The sequence below is a fragment of the Sporosarcina sp. FSL K6-3457 genome, from assembly GCF_038007285.1.
GTDB lineage: Bacteria > Bacillota > Bacilli > Bacillales_A > Planococcaceae > Sporosarcina.
This window is the reverse complement of record NZ_JBBOWX010000001.1, coordinates 2,824,136-2,845,353: the sequence shown is the minus strand read 5'-3', so window position 1 is coordinate 2,845,353 and position 21,218 is coordinate 2,824,136. Positions and strand designations below refer to the sequence as shown.

Annotated in this window: 17 protein-coding genes and 1 other annotated feature; all 17 genes read left to right on the top strand. The window is 43.5% G+C overall.

Translation table 11 applies throughout. The features are described from left to right. Positions 1-4: 4 nt before the first annotated feature. Positions 5-727, top strand: a complete 723-nt coding sequence (locus N1I80_RS14085) for a GntR family transcriptional regulator (RefSeq protein WP_340738499.1) — start codon at positions 5-7, stop codon at positions 725-727. 4 nt (positions 728-731) lie between these two features. After that, positions 732-1,454 (top strand): SIS domain-containing protein, encoded by a 723-nt coding sequence (locus N1I80_RS14080; protein WP_340738498.1) that lies wholly within the window; start codon positions 732-734, stop codon positions 1,452-1,454. Positions 1,455-1,491: 37 nt separating this feature from the next. Continuing rightward, positions 1,492-1,758, top strand: coding sequence for an HPr family phosphocarrier protein (locus N1I80_RS14075; protein ID WP_340738497.1), 267 nt, complete (start codon positions 1,492-1,494; stop codon positions 1,756-1,758). Between the two features lie 168 nt (positions 1,759-1,926). Then, positions 1,927-2,901 carry a tetratricopeptide repeat protein gene (locus N1I80_RS14070; RefSeq protein WP_340738496.1) on the top strand — a complete coding sequence of 325 codons (975 nt, stop codon included), beginning with the start codon at positions 1,927-1,929 and terminating at the stop codon, positions 2,899-2,901. Between the two features lie 110 nt (positions 2,902-3,011). Then, the gene (gene tig / locus N1I80_RS14065) at positions 3,012-4,298 is read left to right on the top strand and encodes a trigger factor (RefSeq protein ID WP_340738495.1); all 1,287 of its coding nucleotides are present in this window, start codon (positions 3,012-3,014) and stop codon (positions 4,296-4,298) included. Positions 4,299-4,451: 153 nt separating this feature from the next. After that, complete coding sequence (gene clpX, locus N1I80_RS14060; protein ID WP_340738494.1) at positions 4,452-5,717, top strand: ATP-dependent protease ATP-binding subunit ClpX; 1,266 nt, start codon at positions 4,452-4,454, stop codon at positions 5,715-5,717. A 109-nt stretch (positions 5,718-5,826) separates the two neighbouring features. Beyond that, positions 5,827-8,151 carry an endopeptidase La gene (gene lon / locus N1I80_RS14055; RefSeq protein ID WP_340738493.1) on the top strand — a complete coding sequence of 775 codons (2,325 nt, stop codon included), beginning with the start codon at positions 5,827-5,829 and terminating at the stop codon, positions 8,149-8,151. Beyond that, on the top strand, positions 8,148-8,729 hold the full coding sequence (yihA, locus tag N1I80_RS14050; RefSeq protein ID WP_203246763.1) for a ribosome biogenesis GTP-binding protein YihA/YsxC: 582 nt from the start codon (positions 8,148-8,150) through the stop codon (positions 8,727-8,729). Before lon ends, yihA begins: the two co-directional genes overlap by 4 nt. Positions 8,730-9,213: 484 nt before the next feature. Next, positions 9,214-10,578 carry a glutamyl-tRNA reductase gene (hemA, locus tag N1I80_RS14045; RefSeq protein ID WP_340738492.1) on the top strand — a complete coding sequence of 455 codons (1,365 nt, stop codon included), beginning with the start codon at positions 9,214-9,216 and terminating at the stop codon, positions 10,576-10,578. 250 nt (positions 10,579-10,828) lie between these two features. After that, the gene (locus N1I80_RS14040) at positions 10,829-11,659 is read left to right on the top strand and encodes a cytochrome c biogenesis protein (RefSeq protein WP_340738491.1); all 831 of its coding nucleotides are present in this window, start codon (positions 10,829-10,831) and stop codon (positions 11,657-11,659) included. 50 nt (positions 11,660-11,709) lie between these two features. After that, positions 11,710-12,639, top strand: coding sequence for a hydroxymethylbilane synthase (gene hemC / locus N1I80_RS14035; protein ID WP_340738490.1), 930 nt, complete (start codon positions 11,710-11,712; stop codon positions 12,637-12,639). Then, complete coding sequence (locus N1I80_RS14030; RefSeq protein ID WP_340738489.1) at positions 12,632-13,390, top strand: uroporphyrinogen-III synthase; 759 nt, start codon at positions 12,632-12,634, stop codon at positions 13,388-13,390. The genes hemC and N1I80_RS14030 overlap by 8 nt, the downstream gene beginning before the upstream one ends. A gap of 2 nt (positions 13,391-13,392) precedes the next feature. After that, on the top strand, positions 13,393-14,373 hold the full coding sequence (gene hemB, locus N1I80_RS14025; RefSeq protein ID WP_340738488.1) for a porphobilinogen synthase: 981 nt from the start codon (positions 13,393-13,395) through the stop codon (positions 14,371-14,373). Beyond that, positions 14,374-15,666 carry a glutamate-1-semialdehyde 2,1-aminomutase gene (hemL, locus tag N1I80_RS14020; protein ID WP_340738487.1) on the top strand — a complete coding sequence of 431 codons (1,293 nt, stop codon included), beginning with the start codon at positions 14,374-14,376 and terminating at the stop codon, positions 15,664-15,666. It abuts the gene before it with no gap. 789 nt (positions 15,667-16,455) lie between these two features. Continuing rightward, a complete protein-coding gene (locus N1I80_RS14015) occupies positions 16,456-17,121 on the top strand; it encodes a hypothetical protein (RefSeq protein WP_340738486.1) in 666 nt (221 codons plus the stop codon). A gap of 441 nt (positions 17,122-17,562) precedes the next feature. After that, positions 17,563-17,809, top strand: a binding site (T-box leader). Between the two features lie 45 nt (positions 17,810-17,854). Beyond that, positions 17,855-20,500, top strand: coding sequence for a valine--tRNA ligase (locus N1I80_RS14010; RefSeq protein ID WP_340738485.1), 2,646 nt, complete (start codon positions 17,855-17,857; stop codon positions 20,498-20,500). A 271-nt stretch (positions 20,501-20,771) separates the two neighbouring features. Continuing rightward, positions 20,772-21,218 (top strand): type IV pilus modification PilV family protein, encoded by a 447-nt coding sequence (locus tag N1I80_RS14005; RefSeq protein ID WP_340738484.1) that lies wholly within the window; start codon positions 20,772-20,774, stop codon positions 21,216-21,218.

Below are 21,218 nucleotides of genomic sequence, written 5' to 3'. Positions count from 1 at the left end.
TACTTTGTTGGACAAAGAGTCCCCTGTACCGATGTATGTCCAAATTGAAGAGTATCTGAAACTTCGCATGAAGCAAGGTGAATTTTCGGTGGGAACAGCAATCCCTTCGGAACGTGAGTTAACGGAGATGTTTGAAGTCAGTCGAATGACGGTGCGTCAATCGATTACAAATTTGGTGACAGAGGGATTGCTCTATCGTGAAAAGGGTCGCGGGACATTTGTGGCTGCTCCGAAAGTGGAACAACCGCTTAGTGGATTGACGAGCTTTACGGAAGATATGTTATCACGTGGTATGGAGCCGGGCACTCAATTAATTAGTTTGAAAAAAGTGATCGCGGAGGATGACATTGCACAAGCCCTGCAGTTAATGGAAGGGGAGCAGGTATTTGCCGTCAAACGCATTCGCTATGCAGATCATAAGCCGATGGCGATTGAACGATCATATCTTCCGGTGAAAATTGTTCCGGAATTAGATTTGGATGCAGTGGAAGGGTCGTTGTATTCATTTATTGAACACCAAAAGGAACTGTCGATTAGTCATGCACTACAAAGTATGGAGGCTACACTTGTCAACAAAGAGGATGCGGAGTTTCTTCAAATTAGTGTACCTGCTGCTGTAATAGTTATAGAGCGTGTCAGTTTTTTAACGGGCGAAATGCCTTTTGAAATTGTTCGAAGCACGTACCGGGCGGACCGCTATAAATTCATCAGTGAAATTAGGAGGTAGTAGGTTGAATCCGTATTTTGAAGCGATCCATGCGTTGATGAAGGAAGTTTCTCATGAAGAGCAATCCACACTTGAAAAAGTAGCGGCTGAGATTGCACAACGTCTCACGCGTGGTGGCATTATTCAGTTGTTTGGCTGCGGACATTCGCATTTAATTGCGGAAGAGTCCTATTTTCGTGCGGGTGGATTAGCGCCTATACAGCCGATTTTCATTGAGCCACTTATGCTCCATATAGGGGCAACAGAGTCTTCTACCAATGAAAAGGATCCTACTTTTATTCATAGATTTGCAGAACTACTAGATTTTCGTCCAGATGATACGGTGATTGTGATTTCGACGTCTGGACGTAATCCAGTCCCGATTGATGTGGCGATTAAAGCGCAACAATCTGGGGCTTATACGGTTTCAATCCAGTCTCTCTATTATAAGGCAGCTGAGCAGTCTTCCAAGCATCCCTCTGGTCAGAGGCTTGAAGATGTTGTAGATGATATACTAAACACGCATGTCCCGTTAGGTGATGGACTACTGACATCAGGAGACCTCTCGTATGCTCCAGCTTCTAGTATCATGGGAAATATGTTGCTCCATGCTACTTTTAGCCGCGTGATTGATGATATGATTGGCAGTGGTCAAGAACCTCCCATTTTTAAAAGCAGTAATTTAGATGGTAGTACAGCACATAATGAGCGAATGATGGCTACATACGCTGATCGTATTGAGTTCTAATCGTCCATTACTTTAAATGAAGAGGAGAGGTTATGAAATGATTCAGAAAAGTTATAAAATCGTAACGAATGAAGGACTTCATGCACGTCCATCATCTCAATTGGTTGCAGCAGTAACACCTTTTGCGGCAGACGTGAAGCTTATTTATAAGGACAAAGAGGTTAACTTGAAATCTATTATGGGGGTCATGGCACTTGGAATTGCAGTGGGTGCAGAGATTACAATCGTTGCAGATGGTACGGACGAAGCCGCAGTGATGGCTAAAGTAGATGAAGTGATTACAACAGAAGGAATTGGTCAGTAACCGATTGATGAACCATCAACGCCCTCATAACTAACTGAGTGGCGTTTTTTTGTAGCAATGAACGAAAGTTATTGGTGTGGGTGAAATTGATTTCAGTCATGAGCCGTGAATCAATTTCAAAATGGAAATCGCTATGCTATAGTGAAAATGATGAAAGGTGTGAGCGTAGTGCGGAGGAAATACGGCAGGATTCGGAAAACGGACAATGTGATTGTCTTCCCAGGTACATATGAAAAACTCGTTGAACAAGGGCTAGTCGCCGTGGAACAGTCAAATTTCGATCGGGCAGTCGAAGTGTTTGATCAGGCTATTCTTTATGAGCCTGATTATCCGGAATTTCTAGGCCCATACGCTGTCGCCCTTTATGAAACGAAAGAGTTTGAGCGCGCAAAAGACATTGCAGCAAGGCTACTACATAGTGGAGCTACCGATTATATCGATGCGATGGAATTGTATTTAACGATCAGTATTCAATTGCAGGAATATGAGGAAGTAGAAATGACGATTGATGCTCTTATCGGTGAGGGAATTGTTCCAGAGGATATGTTGAAAAAATTTACGTATTTACGCGAATTGAATGGGCGTCTCTCCAATCGGTATGTTGCGGAACAACAAGCCGTTCCGATGAAGCCCTTCACGTTGGATGAATTCAATGCTATGGATTCAATGCACCAACAGTATGCACTCGCTTCTCTCGAAGGGATGGAATTGTCAGGGATGGTTCCGCTCCTAATAGAAATTGCGGAGCGTGACGATGTTGCACCGCTTATCATCACGTTTGCATTAACATTACTCCATCAGGCGGAGTACGCAGATGAAGTGGTTGTGCGCAAATTTGGTTGGCAGCAGACGGTAATACCTGTCAGCATGACGCTACCGGGCAGAGATGACCTAACGCAAGAAGTGCTTGCGGAGGTAGACCAACTATTACTAAAGGATCCATCTAGATTGGAGATGGCGCGTGGTCTTATCGAAAAATTTGCCATCACTGCGTTTCCATTCGGCTGGAATCAGTACAAAGCTAGTGAAGTCGCGACTGTCTACGTCCACTACATAGAAAGTTTATTTTCGGGTCAGCCATTACCCGAGACGGAACTAAGCAGACTTATTGAGCAAATTGATAGTGATTTGAGCTTTCCGTAAAGGAATTAAATCTGTTGAAAGATGCAAAGACTATGATATACTGTAATGGTTGTCAATGAGTATACAAGTACGAAAACATATTGGCCAAAATGATTCGGAGGTTTTTGATTATGTCAGTTAAATGGGAAAAACACGAAGGTAATACAGGGACACTAACAGTTGAGGTTCCTGCTGAAGAGGTAACTGCGGGTATTGACAAAGCGTTTAAAAAAGTTGTTAAACAAGTTCAAGCACCAGGATTCCGTAAGGGTAAAATGCCACGTCCGATGTTTGAAAAAATGTATGGTGTAGAATCACTTTACAATGATGCACTTGATTTTATCCTACCGGAAGCGTATGCGAAAGCAATCGAAGAAGCTGACGTTGAACCAATCGATCGTCCTGAGATCGATATCGAGCAAATGGAAAAAGGTCAATCGCTTATTTTCAAAGCAGTTGTTACTTTGAAACCAGAAGTGAAACTTGGAGACTATAAAGGTCTTGAAGTAACACGTCAGGAAACGGCAGTAACGGACGAAGAAATCGAAGAGCAATTGAAGGATAGTCAAAAAGCATTCGCTGAACTGGTTATCAAAGAAGATGGCGCGATTGAAAATGGCGACACAGTGAAATTGGATTTTGAAGGTTTTGCGAACGGCGAAGCATTCGAAGGCGGTAAAGCTGAGCAGTATGAGCTTGAAATCGGTTCTAACTCATTCATTCCAGGCTTTGAAGAGCAAATGGTTGGTATGAAAACAGGTGAAGAAAAAGACGTTGAATTGACGTTCCCTGAAGAATACCATGCGGCAGAACTTGCGGGCCAACCAGCAGTATTCAAAGTGAAAGTTCACGAAATCAAATCAAAAGAAATTCCAGCACTTGATGATGAATTAGCGAAAGAAATTGACGAAGAAGTTGAAAGTCTTGAAGCATTACGCACGAAGTTGAAAGAAAAAACATTGGAAGAGAAGAAATCTGCTTCTGAAACAGCACTTCGCGACGATCTTGTTGAAGCAGCTGCAAGAAATGCAGAAATCGACATTCCAGAAGTGATGATCGCATCTGAAACAGATCGCATGATGGATGAATTCGCACAACGCCTTCAAATGCAAGGTATGAACATGGAGCTTTACTTCCAATTCTCAGGACAAAACGAAGAAGCACTTCGTGAGCAAATGAAAGACGACGCACTAAACCGCGTACGCGTTTCATTAGTACTTGAAGCAATCGGTAAAGTAGAAGCAATTGAGGTTGCAGAAGAAGATATCAATGCTGAGCTTGAAAAAATGTCTGCGCAATTCGGTATGGACATCGAGCAAATCAAGAAGACACTTGGTGGAACGAAAGTTCTTGAAAACGATCTTCGTTTCAATAAAACAGTTGAGCTTCTTGTTGAAACTGCAAAAATTACGGAATAATATTATTGAATATGGACAAGGTACGGAAGACCGTACCTTGTTTTTAGTAGAACAAAGAAAGAAAAAACTTTCTTACATAGTGGAGCAAATTCTAATTAGTTGATTAAAATCGGGGAATCTTGTAAGATTGTCACTTGAATAGGGGTGAGCATAATGTTCAAATTTAACGATGAAAAAGATAACTTTAACTGTTCTTTTTGCGGGAAATCCCAGGAACAGGTTCGAAAGCTAGTCGCTGGGCAAGGCGTTTATATTTGTGATGAATGTGTTGAACTTTGTGCAGAAATCGTGGAAGAGGAAGTTGGACTCGAAGAAGGTTTCGAATTGAAAGACGTTCCAAAACCAAAAGAAATACAAAGTATACTTAATGATTACTTAATTGGGCAGGATCGCGCTAAAAAATCTTTGGCAGTGGCTGTCTATAACCATTATAAGCGTGTTAATTCGAACAGTAAGATTGATGACGTTGAGCTGTCGAAATCCAATATCGTTCTCATCGGACCTACTGGAAGCGGTAAAACATTACTTGCTCAAACACTTGCAAGAATCCTTGATGTTCCATTTGCGATTGCAGATGCTACGTCATTGACGGAGGCAGGATATGTCGGTGAAGACGTTGAAAACATTTTGTTAAAGCTGATTCAAGCGGCTGATTATGATGTTGAACGTGCAGAAAAAGGGATCATTTATATCGATGAAATCGATAAAGTTGCACGTAAATCTGAAAATGCATCCATTACGCGTGATGTATCAGGTGAAGGTGTTCAACAGGCGCTTCTTAAAATTCTTGAAGGAACAGTTGCAAGTGTGCCACCACAGGGCGGACGTAAGCATCCACATCAAGAATTCATCCAAATCGATACAACGAATGTCCTCTTTATCGTAGGAGGCGCTTTCGATGGAATTGAAGATATTATCAAACGTCGTATTGGGCAAAAAGTGATTGGTTTTGGTACAGAGAAGAAAGCAGTCTCTGAAGACCAATCTTTGCTTGCGAAATTGATACCTGAAGATCTTCAACGCTTTGGCTTGATTCCAGAGTTCATCGGCCGTTTGCCGGTCATTGCAACATTGGAGCAGCTTAGTGAGGATACGCTTCGTCAAATCTTGACGATTCCTAAAAATGCAATTGTCAAACAATATCAGAAGATGTTTGAACTTGACGATGTAGCACTTCGTTTTGAGGATGATGCGCTCATTGAAATTGCAAAAGAGGCAATTGTCCGGAAAACTGGAGCACGTGGGCTACGTTCGATTATCGAAAATATTATGTTAGATGTCATGTACGAGCTGCCTTCTCTAGAAGAAGTGACAGAGTGTATCATTACAAAAGGATCTGTTATTGGAGAATCAACACCTATCCTGTTAAGGGAAGATGGTTCTTCTGTAGAATTGGATCACGAGAAAGATTCGGCGTAACGCCTGAAGGTTGAGCTGACTCCGACGACGCGCGTGCATATGCGTTCATCGGTCGTCAGCTTTTTTTCCACATGCAAAGCTATACATAACTCATGGAGGTGATTTCCACATGACGACGAATAAAAGAAAAAACATACCTGTATTGCCATTGCGAGGGTTACTTGTTTACCCATCGTTGATTTTACATATTGATGTGGGAAGGGAACGCTCTGTATTTGCTATCGAACATGCGATTGCTCAAGATAATTTGATTTTTCTTGCCACACAGAGGGATATTAGTATAGAAAATCCTGAGGCGGAAGACCTGTATGAAATTGGTACGCTGGCGTTAGTGAAATCATTAACGCAGTTGCCAAATGGTACGTATCGGGTGCTCATTGAAGGCGTAGAACGTGCAGAATGGTCGAATTATGAAGAAGCGGATTTGTATCCGGTTGTTGAAGTAATCGGCTATCCAGATGATGAGGAGAAAGATGCCGAATCGGAAGCTTTAATGAGAACGTTACTTACATATTTCAAGAAATACTCGAAGGTTTCGAAGAAAGTAACGAAAGAAACCTATGATTCAGTCGCTGCCATTGCAGAGCCGGGGAGACTTGCTGATATGGTGGCATCTCATTTGCCGCTTAAATTAGTTGCGAAGCAGGAAGTTCTTGAAATGACAGATGTCAATGAGCGTCTGGAATGGCTGATTACAAGGCTTTACAATGAGCAAGAAGTGCTGAACCTTGAACGCAAGATTAATGAACGTGTCAAGGAAGCGATGGAGAGAACGCAAAAAGAATTTTATTTGCGCGAGCAAATGAAGGCCATTCAAACTGAACTTGGTGATAAGGACGGAAAAGGTCTGGAAGTTGCGGAGCTAACTGAACGGATTGAGGAAGCGAACATGCCGGAAGGGGTCAAGGAAGCGGCGTTGCGTGAGCTTGACAGATATGAAAAGATTCCATCCGCTGCAGCTGAAAGTGGCATTATCCGAAATTACATCGATTGGTTGGTTTCCTTGCCTTGGTCTGATGCCTCGAAAGATCAGCTGGACATTAACCGTTCAGAAGAGATTTTAAATCGTGATCATGATGGGCTAGAAACAGTCAAAGAGCGGATTCTCGAATATTTAGCTGTTCGTCAGTTGACTAATTCATTGCGCGGTCCTATTTTATGTTTAGGAGGCCCTCCTGGTGTCGGAAAAACATCTCTTGCAAGGTCGATTGCAGAATCACTCGGCAGGAAATTTGTTCGAATATCGCTTGGTGGGGTACGTGATGAGTCGGAAATACGTGGTCATAGACGGACCTATGTAGGTGCGATGCCAGGTCGAATTATTCAAGGGATGAAAAAAGCAGGAACTATTAATCCTGTATTTTTGCTGGATGAGATCGATAAAATGTCGAATGACTTCCGCGGGGATCCCTCTTCGGCAATGCTTGAAGTACTTGACCCTGAACAAAATAATTCGTTTAGTGACCATTATATTGAAGAACCATATAATTTATCGAATGTGTTATTCATTGCGACGGCCAATGATTTGAGTGCGATTCCAGGACCACTGCGGGATCGGATGGAAATCATTTCGATTGCAGGGTATACAGAGATTGAGAAATGTTCAATTGCAAAAAATCACTTGATTCCGAAGCAATTAAAAGAGCATGGGTTAACGAAGTCGCAAGTCCGTATTAGTGACCCGGCGATTCTAGATATTGTTAGATATTATACGCGTGAAGCTGGTGTCCGTGGCTTGGAGCGTGAAATTGCAGGGGTTTGCCGTAAAGCCGCGAAACAAATTGTGACGGGCGAGAAGAAGACTGTCACGGTTAGTCCGAGAACACTTGAGTCTTTAATCGGCAAAAAGAAAGTTCGATACGGTCAGGCAGAAACGGTGAATCAAATCGGTGTGGCAACGGGGCTTGCTTATACACAGGTCGGTGGCGACACATTGCAAATTGAAGTTTCTTTATCCCCAGGGAAAGGGAAACTGATTTTAACGGGGAAACTCGGTGATGTGATGAAGGAATCTGCGCAGACAGCATTATCGTATGTACGATCGAAAACGGAAGAGTTCGGGATTGACCCAGAATTCCATGAGTCGTACGATATTCATATCCACGTGCCAGAAGGGGCCATTCCAAAAGACGGTCCATCAGCAGGCGTAACAATTGCGACTGCGCTTGTATCTGCATTGACGAAGCGACCTGTGCGCCGTGAGGTTGGGATGACGGGTGAAATTACACTACGCGGTAGAGTGTTGCCGATTGGTGGAGTGAAAGAGAAAACATTAAGTGCTCATCGTGCTGGCTTGACGACGATTATCTTGCCAAGTGATAATGAGCGCGACATCGAAGATATTCCGGAAAGTGTTCGAAAAGAGTTGACCTTTAAACTCGTTTCAGACGCAGAAGAAGTTCTCGAAATAGCATTGGAGGAATCTTCAAAATGAAAGTCCATAACGTTGAAATGATTATGAGTGCCGTGAGACCAGAGCAATATCCGTCCGAAGGATATCCGGAGTTTGCACTTGCGGGCCGGTCAAATGTCGGAAAGTCGTCATTTATCAATAAGATGATTGGCAGAAAAAGTCTTGCCCGTACATCTTCAAAGCCTGGGAAGACACAAACGCTGAATTTTTATAAAATCGAAGAGCAACTATTTTTCGTCGATGTCCCGGGATATGGCTATGCGAAAGTATCAAAGTCATCCCGTGAAACATGGGGGAAATTCATCCAGCAATATATGGTGGAACGCGAGCATTTACGAGCTGTCATTCAAATTGTAGATTTACGTCATCCGCCGACTAAGGATGATTGTTTGATGTACGACTTTTTGGTGAATTATAATATCCCTGCGATTGTTGTTGCGACAAAAGCTGACAAGATTCCAAAAGGGAAATGGGATAAGCACCTGAAAATTGTACGAGAAACACTTCAGATGAGAAGCTTTGATTCGCTTATTATGTTTTCATCTGAAAAAGGGATTGGGATGGAAGAAGCTTGGCGGGAAATTGAAAGTAGAATGTAATAAAGAAAAGTGCAGGGCGCTTGATAGACGCGACAAGCGAACGCCGGCTGACTAAGTTCGCCACGCCCTGTGGCAACAAAGAGGGATGCAGTTCAATCCCTCTCCACTGCATGACCTACATCATGTAGGTCCAAGCGACTCGAGCGGCTGGCGCCCGGAGTCTAGACATGTATAAGGAAATCCGGTAGAAGATGATTCATCTGCTACCGGATTTTTTAGTGTGCATGATTGTTGTTGAGTTTGATGTGAACGTTGTTTAGTTAGCTGATTATATTGTTAACTCGCTTGAAGATTGCGTAATCTAGTTGCTGTGTGCAGATATTTTGCATTCTAATCTAATAACTACTATGATTAGATTAGAATCATTATAAATAATCTATTCGAACTCTTCATAGTCATATGTTGTTCACAAATGATTAATGAGAAATATTTGTCGTATGATATAATATAACCATGAATAGAACGTGAAAGGTGTGGGCACCTGGTGTATACAATCGTAGTTGGTGTTAATCACCGGACGGCACCCGTTGAAATACGGGAGAAATTATCTTTTGTTGAAGCTGAACTGCCGCAAGCGATGCAAACATTGCAACAGCAAAAAAGCATATTAGAAAATATTGTTATTTCGACATGTAACCGGACTGAAATTTACGCAGTTGTCGATCAATTGCATACGGGACGTTATTATGTGAAAAACTTTCTGGCTGAATGGTTTGATTTACCATTGGAGTCTTTTTCATCGCATTTAATTATCCAAGAAAATGATGGGGCGATTGAGCATCTGCTACGTGTGTCGGCAGGTATTGATTCCATGGTGCTTGGGGAAACACAAATACTCGGTCAAGTGCGCGGCAGTTTCCTGGAGGGCCAAAAAATCGGGACGACAGGGACTGTTTTCAATGAGCTCTTTAAACAGGCAGTTACCTTTGCGAAAAAAGCGCATACGGAAACGGCAATTGGTGAAAATGCGGTATCTGTGTCGTATGCTGCTGTAGAACTTGGTAAAAAAATATTTGGTTCATTGGATGATAAGCATATTGCTATTCTGGGTGCAGGAAAAATGGGCGAGTTAGCTGTGAAGAACTTGCACGGTAGTGGTGTTGGGAAAGTAACGGTCATTAACCGTACGTTGTCGAAAGCAGAAGAGCTTGCAGAGAAATTCGGAGGCGAAGCTAAATCGATGAAAGAATTGCAGTGTGCACTTTTGGAAGCTGATGTCCTTATTAGCTCAACAGGTGCGACTGGCTTCGTCATCGATTATGAGCTGATGCAGTTTGCAGAGCGGTTACGTAAAGGCAAACCAATCTTCATGGTAGACATTGCAGTGCCGCGTGATTTAGATCCGCGTATCGGTGATTTACCAAATGTATTCCTTTACGATATCGATGATTTGCAAGGCATTGTTGAAGCAAACCTTGCGGAAAGAAAGCATGCCGCTGAAGAAATCGGTCTGATGATTGAACAGGAGATTGTCCAATTTAACGAATGGGTAGCGACACTTGGCGTTGTTCCCGTTATTTCAGCACTTCGTCAAAAAGCCCATCGTATTCAATCGGAAACGATGTCCAGCATTGAAAATAAAATGCCGAATCTGACAGAGCGTGAAAAGAAATTATTGAGTAAGCATACAAAATCGATTGTCAATCAATTATTGAAAGACCCGATATTGCAGGCAAAAGAATTAGTGATGGATAAAAAAGCGACTGAAAAACTAGAGCTATTCCAGCAAATTTTCGGGATTGATGAAGAGGTTGTCAAAGAGAAAGAACTACTTGTCAAACAGGCGAAAGAACGGTTGGCAAGTAAAGCTCAAAGAACTGCGACAGCACAATTAGACGTACAATTTTAAGGGCTGGCCTGAGGGAGTATTTCGCATCTATAGCAGTATAATAGGTGTTGAAAATACTCTCTTTTTATCTGAAATCAGCAGAAAACTCCCAGCTCCACAGGTGGCGAGATGAATGCGATGTTATTTACTGTTCAGTGGGTGTTCAAACTCCTGCTGAACAAGGAGGAATGCAGTTCAATTCCTCCCCGATAAAGCCTCCCGACGCAATCACACCGAGGCGTGATTGATTTAGAAAGGCAGAGAAGGCATCATGGCTGATATGACGATGGCGAGGCTGCATGAAGTAATGGTCGTTTTATACGCTGTAAGCCTCGTCTTTTATTTTATAGATTATTTGAATAAAAATACGATTGCACATCGAAGTGCATTTTGGATTTTGTCTGTTGTTTACGTTCTGCAAACACTGTTTCTCATATCATTTATGGTTGAAGCTAAGCGATTTCCGATTCTTTCCCTCTTTGAGGGGATTTATTTTTATGCGTGGTTGCTCATTACACTGTCGATTATTTTGCATTTGTTTTACAAAATAGATCATGTGGTCTTTTTCTTAAATGTTATCGGTTTTTGTTTTATGACGATTCATACGTTTGCACCCATGCAAATCGCCCAATCTCCAATAGGGGATACCCTCGTTTCGGAGCTGTTATTTATCCATATTACATTTGCTATTTTATCTTATACCGCATTTGCGATGTCTTTTGTCTTTGCGGTTTTGTATCTTCTCGTCTATAAGATTCTGAAGAAAAAGAAGTGGACTAAGCAATTTGGTAGATTGCCTTCACTTCATCAGACGACAACTGGCATGAAAGCATCTATTTACACAGGCATTCCGTTATTGCTCGTGAGCCTTATTTTGGGCATGCAATGGGCACAAGTAGCGTTAGATGAGTGGTCATTTTTTGATATGAAAATTGTGGGCTCATTTATTCTTCTTGGGGTTTACGGATTTGTATTATTTATGCGACGGAGTGGTAAGCTGACAGGAAACGATTTTGCATGGGCAAATATTTTCGCGTTTCTTTTTGTTATTATTAATTTTTTCCTGGCAAGCAAATTATCTGCGTTTCATTTTTGGATCTAATAAAAAAGCTACTGAAGTGTTGTCAGTATGAAAGGTTGGATTAGAATTATATGAGAAAAATCATTGTAGGTTCAAGAAGAAGTAAGCTAGCACTAACGCAAACGAACTGGTTTATTGATCAAATGAAGGCTGCGGGTGTGCCGTTTGAATTTGAAGTGAAGGAAATTGTCACAAAAGGTGACCAAATTCTCGATGTTATGCTGTCGAAAGTAGGCGGTAAAGGGCTTTTTGTCAAAGAGATTGAGCAAGCTCTTTATAATAAAGAAATCGATTTTGCTGTCCATAGTATGAAGGATATGCCAGCAGTCCTTCCTGAAGGGCTTGTCATTGGCTGTATTCCGCCACGTGAAGATGCACGTGACGCTTTCATTTCAAACGGTCATGTGAAGTTTATGGATTTACCTGTAGGGGCTGTTGTGGGTACGTCGAGTTTACGCCGGAGTTCTCAGTTGTTGCTGTTGCGTCCGGATCTAGAAATTAAATGGATTCGCGGTAATATTGATACTCGTTTGCAGAAACTACATGATGGTGAATATGATGCAATTCTCCTGGCGGCTGCGGGTATGAAACGACTAGGTTGGAGCGAAGATGTGGCAACGGAATTGATGTCTGTGGAAGATTGCATTCCAGCAGTTGGTCAAGGGGCGTTAGCCATTGAATGTCGTGCAGATGATGCAGAATTACTTGCGGAGTTGGCGAAAATTTCTGATGCTAAAACATGGAAAGAAGTTGAAGCGGAGCGTACATTCTTGTCTGAAATGGACGGTTCTTGTCAAGTGCCGATTGCAGGCTTTGCGGAATATGACGGTATAAATCTTGAATTGACAGGCTACATTGCTTCTCCTGATGCAACGCAAATTTTTAAGCAGTCTTTCGTAGGTGCTGATCCTATTGAAGCAGGCAAGGAAGTAGCTAAAATATTGCGGGCGCAAGGAGCCTCTGAAGTGATTGAGAAAGTGAAGGCGGAAATGGATGCGTAACGGTCAACCATTGCTTGGGGAAACGGTCATTTTTACGGGGACACCGAAATCACAAGATGTCTTTGAACGGGTCAAGCAGTACGGAGGTATGCCGGTTTCCTTGCCACTGATTCGGGTTGCTGAGCTACAGAAACCGACGGATGAGCTTCGTTTGAACGCTTGTCCAACATATGATTGGCTTATTTTCACGAGTCAAAGTGCAGTGGCTGCATTTGGAGCGAAGTTAGTACGCCATAATTTTTCGGCAGCATCCATTCCAGCAAAAATTGCAGCGGTCGGCACTCGAACAGCGGAGGCGCTTGAAAAGCTAGGTTTCACCGTCGAGTTTATCCCAACGGTGTTTAGCGCAGATGTCTTCGTTAAGGAATTTAAGCCGACTGAAATGGCGATTCGTCGTGTATTATTTCTGCGTGGCTCCATTGCAGGTGTCACGATTACAGAAGAATTGCCTTTTGATGTGGATGAATGGACGGTTTATGCAACGGAAAGAGCGAGTGATTCAATCGGCTCTCTTGTTGATTTATTGCAACAAAAAAAGCAACTCAGTGTCTTATTCGCAAGTCCTTCGGCGGTGAGCGTATTTGCCGAGGAGGTGGCTCCGCAAGTAGGCTGGGATGGTTATACGATTGCGGCCATTGGTCATGTAACGGAAAAAGCACTTTTTGAAGTCGGCGCTCCTGTTCATGTGAAGCCAGATACATATACATTAATGGATCTCGTCGAGGAATTGGCGAGATGGAAGGAAGGGTAACTTTGGAAAACTTACAATTTAGACGTAACAGACGTTTACGCAATTCAGCTACATTACGTGCAATGGTGAGGGAAACAGTGTTGCAGAAGGAAGATTTCATCTATCCGCTATTTGTTGTGGAAGGGGAAAATAAAAAAAATCCAGTATCTTCAATGCCAGGTGTGTTTCAATTTTCGTTGGATCAATTGGCGATTGAAATTGATGAGGTCGTTGCACTTGGGATTCCAGCGGTTATTTTGTTTGGCGTTCCAGTCGACAAGGATGCGACAGGCACAGGTGCTTATCATGACCACGGTATTGTCCAACAGGCGACTCGTTTTGTCAAAGAACGTCATCCTGAGCTGATTGTCATAGCGGATACTTGTCTTTGTGAGTATACCGATCACGGACATTGTGGCGTGATCGAGGGTGACAAGATATTGAATGACCCTTCACTGGATTTATTGGCAAGGACGGCTGTTAGTCAGGCGCAAGCGGGTGCTGATATTATTGCACCGTCCAATATGATGGATGGCTTTGTCGTCGCAATTCGTCAAGCGTTGGATGCAGCAGGATTTTTAGATATTCCGATTATGTCTTACGCTGTGAAATACGCTTCGGCTTATTACGGTCCGTTCCGTGAAGCAGCGGGTTCTGCACCGCAGTTTGGCGATCGTAAAACGTACCAAATGGACCCGGCCAACCGTCTAGAAGCGATGCGCGAAGCAGAATCAGATGTGGCGGAAGGGGCGGATTTCTTAATCGTCAAACCGGCACTGTCGTATTTGGATATCATTCGTGATGTGAAAAATAATTTTGTCTTGCCAATTGTAGCTTATAATGTCAGCGGCGAATATGCGATGGTTAAAGCCGCTGCTCAAAATGATTGGATTGACGAAAAGAAGGTCGTTCTTGAAACGTTGACAAGTATGAAGCGTGCGGGTGCGGATCTCATTATGACGTACCATGCCAAAGATGCGGCGCGCTGGCTGGAGGAGAACTAAGTGGGAAGAAATTATGAGTTGTCGAAACAAGCATTTACAGAGGCGGTAGATTTATTACCAGGCGGCGTGAACTCGCCGGTTCGTGCGTTTAAATCGGTCAATATGGACCCGATCTTCATGGCAAGCGGAAAAGGCGCAATCATTACAGATATTGATGGCAATGACTACATTGACTACGTGCTATCTTGGGGACCGCTAATTCTAGGTCATACAGATCCAGACGTTGTTGCGGGTATCCAGCGTGTCGCAGAAACGGGCACTAGCTTTGGTGCACCAACAGTAGTGGAGAATGAATTAGCGAAACTCGTTATCGACCGTGTACCATCGATTGAAATGGTTCGTATGGTGTCATCTGGAACGGAAGCAACGATGAGTGCATTGCGTTTAGCGCGTGGTTTTACAGGTCGCGATAAAATTTTGAAATTCGAAGGCTGTTACCATGGACATGGTGACTCATTGCTCATTAAAGCGGGTTCTGGCGTTGCAACGCTCGGTTTACCGGATAGCCCAGGTGTACCAGAATCGGTTGCAAAAAATACCATTACAGTTGCCTATAATGACTTGGAGAGCGTAAAAGCTGTTTTCAATGAATTCGGTGATGACTTGGCGGCTATTATTGTCGAGCCAGTGGCAGGTAATATGGGGGTTGTACCACCTGAACCTGGTTTCCTAGAAGGTCTGCGTGAGCTAACAGAAAACAATGGCACACTTTTGATTTTTGATGAAGTGATGACAGGCTTCCGTGTAGGTTATAACTGTGCACAAGGTCATTTCGGTGTAACACCTGATTTGACATGCCTTGGTAAAGTGATTGGCGGTGGACTTCCTGTTGGTGCATACGGCGGTAAGTGTGAAATAATGGAAAACATCGCGCCTGCGGGAACGGTTTATCAGGCAGGGACATTGTCAGGTAATCCACTGGCGATGACGGCGGGTATTGAAACATTGAAAAAGTTGACGCCTGCATCGTACGATTATTTCATGAAATTGGGCGATCAGCTTGAGGCAGGTTTCCGTGCAGCAGCGGAGAAGTACAATATTCCGCATACGGTGAACCGTGCGGGCTCGATGATTGGCTTCTTCTTCACGAATGATAAAGTCACGGATTATGATAAAGCGAAAACGTCTGATTTGGGCATGTTCGCAGAGTATTATCGTCTGATGGCTGAAGAGGGTATTTTCTTACCACCTTCTCAGTTTGAGGGGATGTTCTTATCGACTGCTCATACAGAGGAGCATATTGCTAAAACGGTTGAAGCGTTCCATACAGTGTTTGCTAAATTGAATAGTTGAATCACTATCCCTCGATTATTATTGGTCGGGGGATATTTTTTGTGATGGATTTACTCCACGGTAGTCGAGTTGATCAAATTGGTGTCCTAGTTTCTAGATTCCGTGTTCGAGTTTGGTCCGTGGGTGTGCCAGTTTCGTCTGGGTGTTCGAGTTTGCCGAATTGGTGTCGTAGTTTCCGGATTTCGTGTCCCAGTTTGGTCCGGAGGTGTTCCAGTTTCGTCGGGGTGTTCGAGTTTTCCGAATCGGTGTCTTAGTTTCCGGATTTCGTGTTCGAGTTTAGTCCGTGGGTGTTCCAGTATCGTCGGGGTAGTCGAGTTTTCCGAATTGGTGTCCTAGTTTCTAGATTCCGTGTTCGAGTTTGGTCCGTGGGTGTGCCAGTTTCGTCTGGGTGTTCGAGTTTGCCGAATTGGTGTCGTAGTTTCCGGATTTCGTGTCCCAGTTTGGTCCGGAGGTGTTCCAGTTTCGTCGGGGTGTTCGAGTTTTCCGAATCGGTGTCTTAGTTTCCGGATTTCGTGTTCGAGTTTAGTCCGTGGGTGTTCCAGTATCGTCGGGGTAGTCGAGTTTTCCGAATTGGTGTCCTAGTTTCCGGATTTCGTGTCCCGGTTTGGTCCGTGGGTGTTCCGGTTTAATCGAGGTGTTCGAGTGTCCTGAATTGGTAGCCCAGTTATCGAACTAGGTGTTCCAATTCCGCCGAGGTGTAGCCCAGTTTCCAAATTCCACTCGCTGCCCTTCTATCAAACCCAATCCGTGCATACAATTGTTTGTGTAGGAATAGAGGAGGGAACGATAATGGAGAAGAAGCAATGGACGATGCAAGAGGATTTTATTTTCCCGGCGGATGCGGGTGTGCCGGCGGGGGCGGAGTTGTTGCAGGTGACGCCGATGTATACGGAGGAGCGGACGGTGGATGCCGTTCGGTTGACGGGTGTTTATCATATTGCGGCGAATGTGGTGTTTGATGAGGGAGAGAGGGCTGAGGAATTTTTAGATTCGGCGATTCTGATTGATGATGTTGATTTACAAGGAGAGGCTGGCTATTTTGAATATGCGGTGCCGCTTCATATTGATTTGCCGTCAGAAGTCGTTAGTCCGTTACAGGTTATCACGACGGGCACATCCATTGAGTCGGACGGACAAGGCTCTTTTAGTGTTGTTTGGGATGTCGAGTGCTCGTACGAAGAGATGGTAGCCCAGGTGGAAGAACCGGTAAACATCGTGTTGGCTGAAGAGTTAGCAGAAGAATTTGTAGAAGCAGATGACTCGTTCACGATGGCGATGGCAGAAGAAGTTGAAAGCGAGGAGGCTGTTGTTGCAATGGCTACACCGATTGCAACGCAAGCCAGCACTTCATTCAACGAAATGGACGAAGCGCTGGCATTCATTGCAGGGCTTGAAGACGGAGTTTCCACAACGACTTTCCGTTCAAATGATATTTTTGTAAAAAACGAAAGCTAACCCGCAAAGCAAGCATAATAGCAGGAAATCGCCAGTTGTAGGAACGATTAACAGACGAATCAGTTGAAAAATGCAAATCGGGATAATGATTCCTTTGCAGTAAAAACGACACTTCCGTAGCCAAGGTGGCAGTAAATAGGGATTATAACCTCTTCTCATAACACAATCCTTTCATCTTTATTCAGCATAAGACTCTCACCTCTATAGGAGAGAAATGACTGTAGTTTTATATCCTGTTTTAGGGGGCGTTCAAACGCCGGCTGAACAAGGAGGAATGTAGTTCAATTCCTCCCTGATGAGCCTCCGGCGGATGTCACAGATTTTGTAGGGAGTTAATCGAGCAAGCTCGATTCAAAATCTGGACGCAATTACGCCGAGGCGTAATTGATAATATACTTGACGGGCGACCTACTATTCCGCTACAATAATAAGCAACTATATATTGATGCGATGAATGGGATAGTAAGTGAATTTGATTGCTCCAGAGAGGGTGCCGGTGGTGAGAGGCCCTGTAATCAATTGACCGAATGTCACCCGTGAGCAGTTTCTGGGAACAAGTCGTTTTCGTTAGAAAATCGACAATCAGTAGCAGAAACCGGTTTGAAGCCGTTATCGAAGTGTGAGGTGCACAAGTTCTTTGTTGTGCACGAATAAAGGTGGTACCGCGAACAGCTCCTTCGTCCTTTAAGACGAATGGAGTTTTTTTGTTGCCAAAAAATAAGGAGGAATTAGTATGTCAAATGAAAACTTGTCGATGCCGACAAAATATGATCCGCAGTCTATTGAATCAGGTCGCTATGAATGGTGGCTAAAAGGGAAATTCTTCGAAGCGCAACCCGAAAGCGATAAAAAACCGTATACAATCGTTATTCCACCTCCAAACGTAACAGGTAAACTTCACTTGGGCCACGCATGGGATACAACGCTACAAGATATCCTCACACGCATGAAGCGCATGCAAGGCTATGATGCATTATGGCTGCCAGGAATGGACCATGCGGGAATTGCTACGCAGGCACGTGTTGAAGCGAAATTGCGTGAAGACGGCATTACACGCTATGACTTAGGCCGTGAGAAATTTGTGGAAGAAACATGGAAATGGAAAGAAGAATATGCCGACCATATCCGCGCACAATGGGGCAAACTTGGGTTAGGTCTAGACTATTCACGCGAGCGTTTCACATTGGATGAAGGCCTGTCAAAAGCTGTACAGGAAGTATTCGTCAAGCTGTACGAAAAAGATCTCATTTACCGTGGCGAATATATTATTAACTGGGACCCAGCGACGAAAACGGCTATTTCTGACATCGAAGTAATCCATAAAGATGTGCAGGGTGCCTTCTATCATATGCGCTATCCACTAACAGATGGCACGGGTAATATTGAAATTGCAACAACACGCCCAGAAACAATGTTGGGAGATACAGCAGTTGCGGTACACCCTGAAGATGAGCGCTACAAGCATTTAATCGGCAAAACCGTACGACTACCAATCGTGGGTCGTGAAATTCCAATCGTTGCGGACGATTACGTGGATATGGAATTCGGAAGTGGCGCGGTGAAAATTACACCTGCTCATGACCCGAATGACTTTGAAATCGGTAACCGTCACAATCTAGCGCGCGTTTTGGTCATGAATGAAGACGGTTCTATGAACAAGCTAGCGGGTAAGTACGAAGGAATGGACCGTTTCGAATGTCGTAAAGCAATCGTCAAAGACTTGCAGGACATGGGTGTTTTATTCGAAATCGAAGATCATTTGCACTCTGTTGGTCACTCTGAGCGAAGCGGCGCTGTTGTGGAACCGTATTTGTCGACACAATGGTTTGTAAGAATGCAGACGCTGTCAGATGAAGCCGTTAAGCTGCAACAAACAGAAGGTAAAGTCAATTTCGTACCTGACCGTTTTGAGCACACATACTTGCAATGGATGGAAAACGTACATGACTGGTGTATTTCTCGCCAACTTTGGTGGGGCCACCGCATTCCGGCTTGGTACCATAATGAAACAGGCGAAGTCCATGTGGGTCACGAAGCCCCGGCTGACATTGAAAACTGGACACAGGACAATGACGTACTTGATACATGGTTCTCCTCTGCGCTATGGCCGTTTTCAACAATGGGCTGGCCAGATGTCGATAACGAGGAATTCAAACGCTATTACCCAACAGATGCCCTTGTAACAGGCTATGACATCATTTTCTTCTGGGTATCTCGGATGATTTTCCAAGGAATCGAATTTACAGAGCAACGTCCATTTAAAGACGTGCTCATTCACGGACTCGTGCGTGCAGAAGACGGCCGTAAAATGTCCAAATCACTAGGCAACGGTATTGACCCAATGGATGTCATCGACAAATACGGAGCAGATGCGCTGCGTTACTTCCTATCGACTGGTTCATCACCAGGGCAGGACCTTCGCTACTCAACAGAAAAGGTAGAATCCATTTGGAACTTTGCCAATAAAATCTGGAATGCTTCCCGTTTCGCGTTGATGAATATGGATGGCATGACGTATGAAGAGATTGACCTATCAGGTGAAAAATCTGCTGCAGATGCATGGATTTTAACACGTTTGAATGAAACCATCGAGCAAGTGACGAAATTAGCAGATCGCTATGAATTCGGTGAAGTGGGCCGTGCCCTTTATAACTTCATCTGGGACGATTTCTGTGACTGGTATATTGAAATGGCGAAGCTGCCATTGTACGGGGAAGATGAAACAGCGAAGAAAATGACACGCTCTGTTCTCGCTTACGTTCTCGACAACACAATGCGTTTGCTACACCCATTCATGCCGTTCATCACAGAAGAAATCTGGCAGAACTTGCCGCATGAAGGGGAGTCAATTACTGTTGCTGCATGGCCAGTGGCGGATGCGACATTGACTGATAAAGCACGTGCGTCAGATATGAAATTGCTTATGGATATTATCCGGGCAGTCCGTACAATTCGTGCGGAAGTTAACACGCCAATGAGTAAAAAAGTACCATTGTACATTTCAGCAAAAGACGATGCAACTGTAGCTGTATTGGAAGCGAATCGTAGCTACATTGAACGCTTCTGTAACCCAGAAACCTTAACACTCGGCAAGGCAATAGCAGCACCAGGTAAATCGATGTCAGCAGTCGTCACAGGGGCAGAATTATTCTTGCCGCTTGAAGGACTGTTGAATATTGACGAAGAACTTGCCCGCTTAACAAAAGAGCTAGCGAAATGGCAAGGTGAGGTCAAACGTGTTCAAGGTAAGCTTGCCAACGAACGCTTCATGTCCAAAGCACCTGAAGCTGTTGTAGCTGAAGAACGTGCCAAAGAAAAGGACTATCTTGAAAAGTACGCAGCAGTTGAACGTCGTATGCAGGAATTGCAGGAAATTTAATAGAGAACATAATAAGACCCAATCGTGTAATGATGCGATTGGGTTTTGTTTTGTGTGAAATTACTAGTATGTCATCTACTAATCTCAATAATTGTAATATAATTTTGAATATGAATCATTACTTGTGGTAATATAGATTTATATAAGTCTATAAAAATATAGAAAAATGATTTGTGTATAGGTTTAAAGTATTAGTGCTGGATGCTTTATCACTATTAATTTTATATTGTACATAATAGAATGAGTTGGATTAATGAAAAGGATGATGGATATGAGGAGAATCAAAGAAAATCGATATATGCAAGAAAATGGGTTGTCGCTTGTAGAAGTACTAGCTTCTATCGTTATTTTATCGTTGATACTAATAACGTTTACAATGATGTTTCTCTACTCAGCGAAAACAGGTAAAACATCTGAAAATATAATAGATGCAACGTATGTAGCGCAAACTGAGATGGAAAAAGTTTATGCTGCCAGTAAGGGAAGTGATACTGCTTCGGATATAGGTTACGATCCAGATTCGCTACGGTTGCCGAGACCTTCATCTCCTTCGGGGAATTGGAATACATATACGAAGGAAAGTGACGATGGAGAATTTGAAATATATCTTTATGTAGAAGTCAATGGAGAAGATTTGAAGCGTATCATTGTCGATGTATTTGAAGATGAAGTTCACCGGGCGAGAATGCAAAATGTGTTAATTTGGAGGAATGAGTAG

Bases quoted from the DNA above. Each gene is read 5' to 3' on its own strand.
- N1I80_RS14075 (WP_340738497.1), top strand. From the start codon at position 1,492: ATGATTCAGAAAAGTTATAAAATCGTAACGAATGAAGGACTTCATGCA.
- tig (WP_340738495.1), top strand. From the start codon at position 3,012: ATGTCAGTTAAATGGGAAAAACACGAAGGTAATACAGGGACACTAACA.
- clpX (WP_340738494.1), top strand. From the start codon at position 4,452: ATGTTCAAATTTAACGATGAAAAAGATAACTTTAACTGTTCTTTTTGC.
- lon (WP_340738493.1), top strand. From the start codon at position 5,827: ATGACGACGAATAAAAGAAAAAACATACCTGTATTGCCATTGCGAGGG.
- yihA (WP_203246763.1), top strand. From the start codon at position 8,148: ATGAAAGTCCATAACGTTGAAATGATTATGAGTGCCGTGAGACCAGAG.
- N1I80_RS14040 (WP_340738491.1), top strand. From the start codon at position 10,829: ATGGCTGATATGACGATGGCGAGGCTGCATGAAGTAATGGTCGTTTTA.
- hemC (WP_340738490.1), top strand. From the start codon at position 11,710: ATGAGAAAAATCATTGTAGGTTCAAGAAGAAGTAAGCTAGCACTAACG.
- N1I80_RS14030 (WP_340738489.1), top strand. From the start codon at position 12,632: ATGCGTAACGGTCAACCATTGCTTGGGGAAACGGTCATTTTTACGGGG.
- N1I80_RS14015 (WP_340738486.1), top strand. From the start codon at position 16,456: ATGGAGAAGAAGCAATGGACGATGCAAGAGGATTTTATTTTCCCGGCG.
- N1I80_RS14010 (WP_340738485.1), top strand. From the start codon at position 17,855: ATGTCAAATGAAAACTTGTCGATGCCGACAAAATATGATCCGCAGTCT.
- N1I80_RS14005 (WP_340738484.1), top strand. From the start codon at position 20,772: ATGAGGAGAATCAAAGAAAATCGATATATGCAAGAAAATGGGTTGTCG.